Below are 12,743 nucleotides of genomic sequence, written 5' to 3' on the forward strand. Positions count from 1 at the left end.
TTCATGCGCTATCATTTCGATTTCGGCTGGCTCGCCGAATATTATCCGGTTCTGATCAAGGGCGTCCTCATCACCATAGAACTGACCCTGGTCGGCGCGGTGGTCGGGATCGCGCTCGGCATTGCCTGCGCCTGGGCGCGCGCTCTGGGTCCGCGCTGGCTCAAACCCATTGTCGCTGCTTATGTCGAGCTGATCCGCAACACGCCGTTCCTGATCCAGCTTTTCTTCATCTTCTTCGGCCTGCCCGGCATCGGCATTCATATGAGCGAAATCACGGCGGCGAATCTCGCCATGATCGTCAATCTGGGCGCCTATAGCTGCGAGATCATCCGCGCCGGCATTCAGGCAACGCCGCGCGGCCAGTTCGAGGCCGGCGCCAGCCTGGCGATGACGCCGTTCGAGACTTTCCGCCACGTCATCCTCGTCCCCTCACTCCAGCGCATCTGGCCGGCCCTGTCGTCACAGGTCGTCATCGTCATGCTCGGCTCCGCGGTCGTCTCGCAGATCGCCGCCGAGGACCTGACATTTGCGGCGAACTTTATCCAGTCACGCTCCTTCCGCGCCTTTGAAGCCTATTTCGTCTCCACGGCGATCTACCTGCTTCTGGCCATCATCCTGCGGCAACTGCTTGCCGCCGCCGGTTCGCTCATCTTTCCGCGCAGGGTCCGTCGATGATTCAATTCACCACCTGGGATATCCTGCGCGGCCTACTGCTCGCCACGCGCTGGACCGTTCTGCTGTCGCTCGTTTCCTTCATCGGTGGCGGCACGGTCGGTGCGATCCTGCTCTTCCTGCGCATCGGCAAGAACAAGGTCGCGCGTGTCGCCGTCAAATATTTCGTCGAGCTCTTTCAGGGCACGCCGCTCTTGATGCAGCTTTTCCTTGCCTTCTTCGGCCTAGGGCTCTTCGGCATCGACGTGCCGGCATGGTTGGCCGCGGCTGTTGCCCTGATCCTCTGGTCCTCCGCCTTCCTCATCGAGATCTGGCGCGGCTGCGTCGAGTCAGTGGCGAAAGGTCAGTGGGAGGCCTCCGCCAGCCTCGGCATGGGCTACCTCCAGCAGATGCGCTACGTCATCCTGCCACAGGCGCTCCGCATCGCCGTCCCGCCGACCGTCGGCTTCTCGGTACAGGTGGTCAAGGGCACGGCCCTCACCTCGATCATCGGCTTCGTCGAATTGTCGAAGGCCGGCACGATCATCACCAATGCGACGTTTCAGCCGTTCACCGTCTACGGCTTCGTCGCGCTCATCTATTTTGCCCTGTGCTGGCCGCTGTCGAAGAGCAGCCAGATCCTGGAAAGGAAGCTGAATGTCGCTCATCGAGGTCACTGAAGTACGCAAAAGCTTTGGCGAGAACGAGGTGCTGAAAGGCATCAACCTCGACGTCGAGCCCGGTGAGGTGATCGCCATCATCGGCAAGAGCGGCTCGGGAAAATCGACGCTGCTGCGCTGCATCAACGGGCTGGAAGACATCAACGACGGCTCGATTTCCGTGGCCGGCGCGCAGCTTCTGCCTGACGAGCTACATCTGAAGGCGCTGCGGCTGAAAGTCGGGATGATCTTCCAACAGTTCAACCTCTTTCCGCATTTGAGCGCCGGCCGCAACGTCATGCTCTCGCAGATGGTCGTCAAGAAGACCTCCAAGACCGATGCCGAGGCTATGGCGCGGCGCATGCTCGACCGCGTCGGCCTCGGGCATAAGTTCGACGCCTTTCCCGACGAACTCTCCGGCGGCCAGCAGCAACGCGTCGCGATCGCGAGAGCGCTCGCCATGCAGCCGATCGCGCTCCTTTGCGACGAAATCACCTCCGCGCTCGATCCCGAGCTGGTGGCCGAGGTTCTCGCTGTTGTCCGCGAACTCGCCAGCGAAGGCATGACGCTGCTGATGGTGACGCATGAGATGAAGTTCGCCCGCGACGTCTGCTCGCGCGTCGTCTTCATGCATCAGGGCCGCGTCCATGAAATCGGACCGCCAGGCGACGTCTTCGCCAATCCGAAAACACCGGAACTGAAGCAATTCCTCGGTATGCTCTGAGCATTGCCTGAAGGGTTGCTTATGGGTGCCGCGCCGATAGTCGCGCGGCACCGACCATCCCGCCCCATGCGCCCGGCGCCATGCCGAACGCCTTCTTGAAATGCCGTGTCAGATGGCTTTGATCGGCAAAGCCCGTGGCCGCCGCCACTTCGGCGATCGGCTCGCCATCGCCGATCATCCCCTTGACCCGCTGCAGACGCCGCATCAGCAGGAAGCGATGCGGACTGGTGGCAAAGGCGGCGCGGAAATGGCGTGACAGCGCGAACCGATCGAGCCCGGTGACGCGCTCCAGCTCTTCCGAACGAACGCCACGCATCGCATGCGCCTCCAGATAATCACGAGCCGTTTTGACCTGGCCCCAGGCGATAAGTCCCAACGGCTTCTGCGGCAGACGCGCATGCGAGGCAAGCCCCGTCGCCATGCGTGCGATGAAATCGTCGACGAAAAGCTCATCCAGCTCGCGGTCAAGTTCGCCGAGTGCCCCGAGCAACAGACCGGCGAGACGCTCGTCCTCGATCACCGGCTCATCGACGAAAGGCAAACCGATGCGCGCCGCTTCCAGGCATTGCATCAGCATCGACGGCTCCAGATAGAGCATGCGGTAGATCAGCCCGTCATCGGTCGCGGCACCGCCATCATGCACCTCATCCGGATGCAGGATGATTACCCGGCCCGGCAGGCTGTAGCGACGCTCGCCGCGATAGCTGAAAGTCTGCACGCCGCGGATGGTGACGCCGAGAGCATAGGTGTCGTGCCGATGTGGCTCAAAGGCATCTCCGTGGAATTGCGCGTGGATGCGCTCGATGCCGGGATAGGCGGGAGCCGATACGATGCGGTTCGCGTCCGGCCCCACGCACAAACGTTCAAGACCCTCAAGGGCCCGACCGGTTAAATCCTCGCGCAATGGCTCATTCCCAGACAGCATGAAAGTGACGACTGATGTTTGATACCAAAATCGCGATCGTACTGCGAAACAATCTTCAATCCTGGCAAAAACTGAATGTGACCGCCTTCCTGTCAACCGGGATTGCCGGGCAATTTCCAGACATTATCGGTGAACCCTACAGCGACCGCGCGGGCAACCGCTACAATGCCTTGTCGATCCAGCCGATGATCGTGCTATCCGCCGATGACGAAACGATCGCCACCATCCACCGCCGCGCGCTGGAACGCGGCATCACTTCGTCGGTCTTCATCGAGGAAATGTTCTCAACCGGCCATGACGCCGCCAACCGCGCGGTCTTTTCTGAATTTGCCCCCGAAGACGCCAAGGTCGTCGGCATTGCGCTACGCGCCGACAAGAAGATCGTCGACAAGATCACCAAGGGCGCGGCGATGCACGCATGAAGACACGCCGACTAAAAGCAAAAGGCCGGATCGCAGGACCCGGCCTTTTTCTAATTGAGATGATTGCCAGATCAGCCGTTCTGCGTGATCGGCGCAATCTGGATTTCGACGCGGCGGTTCTGGGCGCGGCCGGATTCGTTGGCGTTGCTGGCAACCGGTTGCGTCGGGCCGAAGCCGACGGCGGAAACGCGGCGCTGGTCGATGCCCTGGCTGCCGAGATAGGACGCGACCGAGCCGGCGCGGCGTTCGGATAGATCCTGGTTATGCTGCATGCTGCCGGTCGAATCCGTATGGCCGTTGACGTCGATCAGCGTGCGGTTGAACTTGCGCAGCACGATCGCGACCGAGTTCAACGTCGCGAAGAATTCCGGCTTGATCTCATCCCGGTCGATGTCGAAGGTGATGGCCGACGGCATATTCAGGATGATGCGGTCGCCGACGCGCGTGACGGAAACGCCAGTGCCCTGCAACTGCGCGCGCAGCTCGGATTCCTGCTGGTCCATATAGTTGCCGATACCGGCACCTGCGAGCGCACCCACACCGGCGCCGATCAGCGCGGCGTTGCGGCGCGATGCCGGCGAATGTCCGATGAGAAGACCGGCAACCGCGCCGACGCCGGCACCGAGCGCTGCGCCCCCCGCTGTGTTGGATACTTTCTGCTCGCCCGTATAAGGGTCGGTCGTCGTGCATGCGTTAAGAAAGGCTGCCGAGACGGCAAGAATGGCAATTTTTTTGATCATGGAATCGTCGCTCTCCGGTTCGATGGCCCGAAGGAGATATGGAGCATTGCGGCAATATGATGAAGCGGAATCTTCATGCGGCTATCGACGACCTTCCTTGCTGCCGTCCGGCGACCCGTGTCACCGATATCGACCAACACGGAAAGCGGGCCAACATCCCCCGATAGCGCGCCAATTCCCCTGAAACTCAGGCTTTACTCTCAAAAATTCTGGAAAAGCTGCGTCAGCGTATTGTAGCTCGCATTGGCGATCGACAAGGATTGTATCCCCAACTGTTGCTGGGTCTGCAACGCCAATAGTTTGCTCGATTGCTGCTCCATGTCGGCATCGACGAGCTTGCCGACGCCGCTGGTGAGCGAATCACTGAGGCTGCTGGCGAATTCACTTTGCAGGTTGACACGCGTCTCCAGAGAGCCAAAGGCCGAGCCAATCGTGTTGAGCTGATGCAGCATGGCGGTGACGGTATTGACCATGTCCGTCAATGCGCCATTGGTCGTAGTCGCGTCGAGCGAGATTTCCACCTGTCCGCTGGTATCGCCATACTTGCTGCTGACCAATACATAGTTCTGGGCCGCGCTGGCTTCCGTCGCAAAGACGGTGGAGGTGAGCACGCCATAGCCGCCGGTACCGCCGGACTGGTCGTCGATGAGATATCGCGCATCCGTCGATGCGATGGAACCGCTGGTGGACGTGACGCCTTCGTAGTCCAACATCCCGATTGAAATGGTGCCATCGGTGTTGCGGATGATCGAGCCCGGGATCCGATGCGGTTCCGTGGGATCTTCTCCGTCCTGAAGCACGATCCAGTTAACGCCGTTGAAGCTCGCAGACTGACCGACGCTGCGAAGCTGGTCCTTGAGCTGGGTGATCTCGTCATTGAGCTTGGTCTTGTCGACGCTGCCCTCGTAGGCGCTCACCAGTTTCGAGCGGATCTGGGTGACGACATCAATCGCGCTGGTAACGCCCGTGGACGCGGTGCTCACCGTGGCGGAGGCAAGCCCGAGCGCATCCTGCACGGCCGACACCGCGCCGATATCGGTACGCGTCAACGTCGAGATGCGCCAATAGGTGGCATCGTCCTTGGCGGTCTGAACGCGCAAACCGGAGGACATCTGACGCTGGGCGACATTCAAATCTGACTGGGTGTTTCTGAGAACTTCAAGGGCGGTACTGACGGAGGGACTGACCCTTATGAAGGTCGAAAAAATACTCATGACATACGGACTCCGGACGCAACGATACACAACAGGCACAAGGAGACATTGGAACCATGCCGCGAGCGCTCATGCACGCGGGCCGACTGCGTCGGCGAACGTGAGCCCGGCAAAAAACAGCGCCTGAACTCGGGTGGTTACAGGTACCTATGATTAACAATCATGTTTAATAAACAGCTAATCGAAACGGTCGAGTTACTATAAATCTTTGGTTGAAGTCGATTTATCTATTACGCCGAAACGCGTGATTACTCCGCCGCCCTGAGTTTCGTCAGCTTCGCCCGCAGCGCGGCATCCGACATTTCCTCGTGCAGTCGCTGCTCCTCATGCGCCTGCGGCTTGGCAAAGCGTGCGATCAGGAGATAGGCGACCGGCGTGACGTAAAGCGTCACCAGGGTCGCAAAACCGAGGCCGCCGACAATCACCCAGCCGAGCGCGATGCGCGCTTCCGCGCCTGCCCCGTGCGCGAACACCAGGGGCACGCCGCCAAGGATGGTAGCGATCATCGTCATCATAACCGGACGCAGACGCAGAGCACAGGCCCTCTCGATCGCCTCGCGCACGTCCTCGCCCGCGTCGCGCAGCTGATTGGCGAACTCCACGATCAGGATACCATTCTTCGCCATCACACCGACCAACAGCACCAGCCCGATCTGGCTATAGATGTTGAGGCTGGAACCGGTGATGACGAGCGCAAACACAGCGCAGGCAAGACCGAGCGGCACCGTCGACATGATGATCAATGACGACAGCACACTCTCGAACTGCGCGGCCAGCACCAGGAAGATGATGATGATAGCAAAGCCGAAGGTGAGCGCCATGCCGCTGGAATTCTCCTGCAGCGTCGCCGCTTCTGCAAGCGGGATCAGCCGTGCGCCGGGCGGCAGGAGCGGCGCGGCGATCCGCTTCACCTCTTCGACTGCCTGGCCGAGCGACATGTTGTTCTTGAGCCCAGCGGTGATTGCCACCGACGCCAGCTGCTGCTCGCGGGTGAGCTGCGGCGCGACCGCGCCCTCCTTCAGGCTGGCGATGACCGACATCGGCACGATCTTGCCGTCGCCGGTCTTCAGGAAGACGTTTTCGAGATCGGTCGGATCGTCGATCGGCCGCATGGTCGAGGTCAGAAGCACCGGATAGGCTTCGCCCTTGACGAAGACATCGACGACGGAGCGACCCTCGAGCAGCGATTGCAGCGCCGTCGACAGGCCGGTGATATCGACGCCGAGATCGGAGGCGCGCTCGCGGTCGATCGCGACGGAAACCTGCGCCTGGGTCGGCTCATTGTTGAGGCGCGGCGTGTCGAACTGCCCGGTTGCGTCCAGCGCCTGCACCAGCTTCAGCGCCGCCTGCGTCAGTGCCTCGTGGTCATTGCCCGTCAGCGCCATCTGCACGCCGCTGCCGGCACCACGAATGCGCAGGCTGTTCGACTGGAAAACGTTGCCGCGCAGCGCCGGCACGCGGGCCATCGCCCGATTGATATCGGCGACGATGTCGGTCTGCGTGCGATGACGCTCGCTCCAGGGTGCCAGCGTCAACACCATGAAGCCGGTATTCACTTGCCCGTTCTGGCCGGAGATCGCATAGACATTACGGATATCGCCGCTGTCCATCAACGGCTGCAAGTTTTCTTCCACGCGCTGCAGCTGATCCTTGGTGTAGTCGAGGCTGGCACCCTGCGGCGTGGTCAGCCGGAGCATCACCAGGGCACGATCCTCATTCGGCGTCAGCTCGCTCTTGACGCCCAAAAAGGCGAAGACGGCCGCGGCAGAAAAGATCGCGCAGAAAATGATGACCACCAGTGGCGCATTGAGGCAAGCCCCGAGCGTACGGCGATAGACCCCGGAAAACAGCTCGCCGAAGCGGCCGAGCATGCCGTGATCCTCGCGCATCTCCTTGGTCAGCATGCGCGAGGCCAGCATCGGGCAAAGCGTCAGCGCCACGATCGACGACAGGCCGACCGAGAAAGCCAGCACGAAGCCGAACTCGCGGAACAGGCCACCCACCTGCCCCGGCAGGAAAGACAGCGGAATGAAGACGGCGGCAAGCGTCGCGGTCGTCGCGATGACCGCGAAGAAGACCTCGCGCGTGCCAAGCACCGCCGCCGCGCGCGGACCCATCTTTTCCGATCGACGCCGAACGATATTTTCGAGCACGACGATGGCGTCATCCACCACGAGGCCGGTCGCAAGCACGATCGCCAGCAGCGTCAGGATATTGATCGAAAACCCAACCATGTAGAGCGCCGCCAGCGTCCCCGTCAGTGTCACCGGCATGGTAACCGCCGGGATCAGCGTCGCGCGCCAGTCGCGCAGGAAGAGGTAGATGACGATGGTAACGATCAGCCCCGATAGCACCAGCGCCAGCACCACCTCATGGATCGCACCCTGGATGAACACGGCATCATCGCTGGTGATGGCGATATTGGTTCCTTCCGGCAGGGATTTCGACAGCTGCGTCACCACGGCTTTCACGCCATTCGAGATATTCAGCGTGTTCGACTGCGCCTGCCGGATGATGCCGAGGCCGATGCCCTGCACGCCGTTGGAGCGCAAAGCCGTAGTCCCATCGCGAGGGCCAAGCGTCACGGTCGCGACATCGGCGAGCCGGACGCGATCCTTGACGATCAGCCGCGAGAAATCCTCGGGGGTCTGCAAGGCAGCCGTGGCGCGCACGACGATATCCTGCCGGTTGCTCTTCAGCGATCCAGCCGGTACGTCGAGCGCCGCCGTTGCCAGCGCCGTCGTCAGGTCGCCGATCGTCAGCCCTCGCCCGGCAAGCGCTCCCTGATCGACATCGATGCGAAAGACTTTCTCCTGGTCACCATAGAGCTCGACATCGGCAACGCCGTCGACGGAGGCCAGCCGGTCGGTGATCTCGTTGTCGACGAGCTGCGTCAGGTCGTCCATGGTCAGCGTATTGGAGGTAACGGCAAGGCGCATGATCGGCTGCGAGTCCGAATCCGCCTTGACGATCTGCGGCGCGTCGGCCTCGTCGGGCAGTTGCTCGGTGATGCGGCCGATCGCATCGCGAACGTCATTGGCGGCAACGGAGAGATCGATGGCGTCGGAAAATTCGAGCGTCACCCGGCTCTGGCCGAAGGATGAGCTCGACGAGACCGATTTCAGGCCGCTGACGCGGGCAACCGCGCCTTCGATAACCTTGGTCAGCTCCTGATCCACCGTCTGCGGCGAAGCGCCGTCGAACATGGTTCGCACGGTGACCACCGGGCGGTCGACATCGGGCAGTTCACGTACCTCGACCCCGAAATAGGCAGCAAGGCCGGCAACGACCATCAGCGTGTTAAAGACCAGCGCCAGAATCGGACGGCGTACGAAAAGCGCGGTAAAAGCCTGCTTGCCGGAACCAGTCCCGGCCCCATCGCCGGTATCGTTGCCATGCCCCATCATTGCGTGACGGCCTCCGTGGCCTCGGCGACTTCGCGGGCAAAGCGTACGGCACCGCCCTCGGTCACGCGCTGCAACCCCTCGGTGACGATCCGGTCGCCGTCCTTGAGTTCGGCCTGAACCAGCACCGCATCCGGATTGCGCTGCACGACGCTGACGCGCACCTTGGACGACTTGCCGTCAACCACGCGCCAGACGTAAGAGCCTTCGCCGTCCCACTGCACCGACAGTGGATCGACGGAGGGATAGGTTTCACCGGCAAAGCGCATGCCGACATTGAAGGACATGCCGGCGCGCAACTCGTCCGTGGCATTGTCGATGCGGGCGCGGATACGCAAGGTCCGGCTGGCGCCATCGACGCGGTTATCGACGGCCTCGACGGCACCGGAGAACAACCGCCCCGGCCGCGCCACCGAGGTCGCCTCGACCGGCTGGCCAACCTTGACCGTATTGGCGAACCGCTCCGGCACCCAGTAATCGACTAGGACTTCAGAACGGTCGTCGAGCGTAACGATGCTGGTCGTCGTTGTGACATTGTCGCCGATGACGACGGGAACGATACCGACGATGCCATCGATCGGCGCAACGATATCCCGGCGCTTCAGCGCCAGTTCGGCCGATTGCAGCGCCAGCCGTGCGCCCTGCTCGGCGATCTCCGAGTCGAAGACATCCATGCGCGACACGCTGGATTTGATGGTGTGATAGAGCTGCGACTTCTCGACGGCGCTCTTCAACGCGACTTCCGCCTGCCCGCGCGCGATGATCTGCTCGTCATCGTCGAGGCGGGCCAGCACCTGGCCCTGCTTTACATGATCACCGGACTTGATGAGGATTTCGCGGATCGTGCCCGTTGCCTGCGGCATGACGACAACGGAACGGATGGCATCGCCGGTGCCGATGGCGCTCAGGCGATCATTGACCACGCCGCTGACCACGGCCTCGGTCACCACCAGCGGCGCATCGGCGCTACGCCGCGCACCGCCACTCGCTGCCTTCTCAACCGCGCCCGGCGCAACAGTCGCCACGACCGCTTCCGGGACGCCAGCTCCTCGCAGCAGGCCGGCTGCGCCGGGCACGAAAGCCACGACGGCGGCAATGCCTGCCACCAGCAACAGAAAAGACAAGAAAAGCTGCTTCCAGGCGGTCATGCACGTCTCCGGCTCGTTGTGTCAGAGGCGATGAAATCGCGTCGTCAGTTTAATATAGCCTCGTCACGCCAAACGCACTTGCTGAGGCCAGCCTAGGGCAAATCGCGATATAACGCAGGATTGTGCCCGATTTGCTGCAATATCGTTTTTTTGAGCATATGCGGCAAGCTTTGCCACACATTATGACAAAGTTGTAATCCCGGCGGGAACAACGAGGCATTTCATTTGCATCCTGCGTGCCTGTCGGACACCGCAATAACCTCTCCATAACCTCCACACACCTGTGAATGTACACTTTTTGTTCTATTTTCGGGCCGTTTCTTTTGCCTTTCAGGGCAGAATCATTACATTGAGCCGCATGACCATCGGACATGACGACATTCCCTTCTTCGACGAGGAGCCGGAACACCTGGTTCCGCGCCAGCCTGCTCCCGCACCCGGCCCTGCCAGCGTAGGCGGCGGCATTGCGGCCCGCGCCATGGCGGCACGCGACGGCGGCAGACGGCCCGACTATCTCACCGGCCTCAACCCGGAGCAGACGGAAGCGGTCGAGACGCTGGACGGTCCGGTTCTCGTCCTCGCCGGCGCCGGCACCGGCAAGACGCGGGTGCTGACGACCCGCATCGCCCACATTCTCTCCACCAACCGCGCCTTCCCCAGCCAGATCCTCGCCGTCACCTTCACCAACAAGGCGGCCCGCGAGATGAAGGAGCGCGTCGCCCTGCTCGTCGGCGGCGCTGTCGAAGGCATGCCCTGGCTCGGGACATTCCACTCGATCGGCGTCAAGCTGCTGCGCCGTCATTCCGAACTGGTCGGCCTCTCCTCCAGCTTCACCATCCTCGACACCGACGATGTCATCCGTCTGATCAAACAGCTGATCCAGGCCGAGGGCCTGGACGACAAGCGCTGGCCGGCCAAGCAATTCGCCGGAATGATCGACACCTGGAAGAACAAGGGTCTCAGCCCCGCCGATATTCCCGAGGGCGACGCTCGCGCTTTCGCCAACGGCAAGGGCCGCGAGCTCTATTTCGCCTATCAGGCGCGACTGAAAACGCTGAATGCCTGCGACTTCGGCGATCTTTTGCTGCATCCGATCAATATGTTCCGGCAGAATCCGGATATATTGAAGGACTATCACCAGCGCTTCCGTTACATTCTCGTCGACGAGTATCAGGACACCAACACGGCGCAATATATGTGGCTGCGGCTGCTCGCACAGCGGCCGAAGGGCGAGTTGCAGAACGTCTGCTGCGTCGGCGACGACGACCAGTCGATCTATGGCTGGCGCGGCGCGGAAGTGGACAATATCCTGCGTTTCGAAAAGGATTTTCCGGGCGCCAAGGTGATCAAGCTGGAGCGCAACTATCGCTCCACCGAGCACATTCTCGGCGCCGCCGCCCACCTGATCACCCATAATGAGGGCCGCCTCGGCAAGACGCTGTTCACCGATCGCTCCGACCCCGAAGACATCAAGGTGCAGGTGCACGCCTCCTGGGATTCGGAAGAGGAAGCCCGCGCCATCGGCGAGGAGATCGAGCAGCTTCAACGCAATCAGCACAAGCTGAACAATATGGCGATCCTGGTGCGCGCCTCCTTCCAGATGCGCGAATTCGAAGATCGCTTCGTCACGCTCGGCCTCAACTACCGCGTCGTCGGCGGCCCGCGCTTCTACGAGCGCCTCGAAATCCGCGACGCCATGGCCTATTTCCGCCTCGTCTGCCAGCCGGCCGACGATCTCGCCTTCGAGCGCATCGTCAACACGCCTAAACGCGGCCTTGGCGACACCACGGTCCGCGCCCTGCACGACTATGCCCGCGCCCGCGATATCCCGATGTTGGCGGCATCGGCCGACATCATCGAGACCGACGAGATGAAGCCGAAGCCTCGCAAGGCGCTCTTCGACGTCGTGCAATCCTTCCGCCGCTGGCAGGGCCTGCTCGAAAACACGCCGCATACCGAACTTGCCGAGCAGATCCTCGAAGAGTCCGGCTATACCGACATGTGGAAGAACGACAAATCGGCGGAAGCGCCCGGACGGCTGGAAAACCTGAAGGAACTTATCCGCTCGATGGACAGCTTCGAATCCATGCGCGGATTCCTCGAGCACATCGCGCTTGTCATGGATGTCGAGCAGAACGAAAATCTCGACGCCGTCTCGATCATGACGCTGCACTCCGCCAAGGGTCTGGAATTCGAAACCGTCTTCCTGCCCGGCTGGGAGGAAGGCCTGTTCCCGCACCAGCGCTCGCTCGACGAGAGCGGCCGCGCCGGCCTGGAGGAAGAACGCCGCCTCGCCTATGTCGGCCTCACCCGCGCAAAGCGCCGCTGCCACATCTGGTTCGTCTCCAACCGCCGCATCCACGGCCTCTGGCAGTCGACCATCCCGTCGCGCTTCCTCGACGAACTGCCGGTCACCCATGTCGAAGTCGCCGAAGTGGAGCAATCCTACGGCGGTTACGGCCGCGGCGGCTATGGCCAGTCGCGCTTCGACAAGACCGAGCCCTTCGCCAACTCCTATTCCACCCCCGGCTGGAAACGCGCCCAGGCCAACAAGACCGACGCCACCCGCGACAACTGGGGCTCCCGCTCCGGCCACGCCGTCGAACGTATCGGCTACGGCGAAAGCGGCCCCAAAACCCGCACCATCGACGGCGAACTCATCGCCAAATCCACCTCCACTGAGCCCTCAAAATTCTTCGTCGGCGATCGCGTCTTCCACATCAAGTTCGGCAACGGCAATGTGTCCGGCGTCGAGGGGAACAAGCTGACGATCGAGTTCGATCGCGCGGGGCAGAAGCGGGTGCTGGACGGGTTTGTGGAGCGGATCTAGAAAACCCAACAAAGGCCGCACTACTT

Annotated in this window: 10 protein-coding genes; 5 read left to right on the top strand and 5 right to left on the bottom strand. The window is 61.9% G+C overall.

Annotated elements, in window-relative coordinates:
* The first annotated feature begins 3 nt into the window (after positions 1–3).
* Genes EX00_RS07470 through EX00_RS07480 form a run of 3 tightly spaced genes read left to right on the top strand, consistent with a single transcriptional unit; the run spans position 4 to position 2,034 of the window.
* On the top strand, positions 4–675 hold the full coding sequence (locus tag EX00_RS07470; RefSeq protein ID WP_047455616.1) for an amino acid ABC transporter permease: 672 nt from the start codon (positions 4–6) through the stop codon (positions 673–675).
* Positions 672–1,331: an amino acid ABC transporter permease gene (locus tag EX00_RS07475; RefSeq protein ID WP_047455618.1), complete on the top strand. Its 660-nt coding sequence runs from the start codon at positions 672–674 to the stop codon at positions 1,329–1,331. Before EX00_RS07470 ends, EX00_RS07475 begins: the two co-directional genes overlap by 4 nt.
* Positions 1,309–2,034 (top strand): amino acid ABC transporter ATP-binding protein, encoded by a 726-nt coding sequence (locus EX00_RS07480; protein WP_047455620.1) that lies wholly within the window; start codon positions 1,309–1,311, stop codon positions 2,032–2,034. Before EX00_RS07475 ends, EX00_RS07480 begins: the two co-directional genes overlap by 23 nt.
* A 19-nt stretch (positions 2,035–2,053) precedes the next feature.
* Here the strand turns inward: EX00_RS07480 and EX00_RS07485 are convergent, their stop codons facing one another.
* On the bottom strand, positions 2,054–2,959 hold the full coding sequence (locus EX00_RS07485) for an AraC family transcriptional regulator (protein WP_404944008.1): 906 nt from the start codon (positions 2,957–2,959) through the stop codon (positions 2,054–2,056).
* A 14-nt stretch (positions 2,960–2,973) separates the two neighbouring features.
* On the opposite strand from EX00_RS07485, the gene EX00_RS07490 reads away from it, so the two are divergent.
* Entirely contained in the window at positions 2,974–3,381 is a 408-nt protein-coding gene (locus tag EX00_RS07490; RefSeq protein ID WP_047455624.1) for a DUF2000 family protein, read from the top strand.
* 71 nt (positions 3,382–3,452) lie between these two features.
* Here the strand turns inward: EX00_RS07490 and EX00_RS07495 are convergent, their stop codons facing one another.
* The 4 genes from EX00_RS07495 to EX00_RS07510 all read right to left on the bottom strand — a co-directional run bounded on the left by EX00_RS07495 (position 3,453) and on the right by EX00_RS07510 (position 9,887).
* Complete coding sequence (locus EX00_RS07495) at positions 3,453–4,121, bottom strand: YiaD family glycine zipper/OmpA-like lipoprotein (protein ID WP_047455626.1); 669 nt, start codon at positions 4,119–4,121, stop codon at positions 3,453–3,455.
* Positions 4,122–4,321: 200 nt separating this feature from the next.
* Positions 4,322–5,335: a flagellin N-terminal helical domain-containing protein gene (locus EX00_RS07500; RefSeq protein ID WP_047455628.1), complete on the bottom strand. Its 1,014-nt coding sequence runs from the start codon at positions 5,333–5,335 to the stop codon at positions 4,322–4,324.
* Between the two features lie 248 nt (positions 5,336–5,583).
* The gene (locus EX00_RS07505) at positions 5,584–8,742 is read right to left on the bottom strand and encodes an efflux RND transporter permease subunit (protein ID WP_047455630.1); all 3,159 of its coding nucleotides are present in this window, start codon (positions 8,740–8,742) and stop codon (positions 5,584–5,586) included.
* A complete protein-coding gene (locus EX00_RS07510) occupies positions 8,739–9,887 on the bottom strand; it encodes an efflux RND transporter periplasmic adaptor subunit (RefSeq protein WP_047455632.1) in 1,149 nt (382 codons plus the stop codon). Before EX00_RS07510 ends, EX00_RS07505 begins: the two co-directional genes overlap by 4 nt.
* A 358-nt stretch (positions 9,888–10,245) precedes the next feature.
* Here EX00_RS07510 and EX00_RS07515 point away from each other — a divergent pair, with 358 nt between their 5' ends.
* Positions 10,246–12,717 carry an ATP-dependent helicase gene (locus EX00_RS07515; RefSeq protein ID WP_047457581.1) on the top strand — a complete coding sequence of 824 codons (2,472 nt, stop codon included), beginning with the start codon at positions 10,246–10,248 and terminating at the stop codon, positions 12,715–12,717.
* Positions 12,718–12,743: the final 26 nt, after the last annotated feature.

It is taken from the genome of Martinezella rhizogenes, assembly GCF_000799715.1.
In the GTDB taxonomy this organism is placed as follows: domain Bacteria; phylum Pseudomonadota; class Alphaproteobacteria; order Rhizobiales; family Rhizobiaceae; genus Rhizobium; species Rhizobium rhizogenes_C.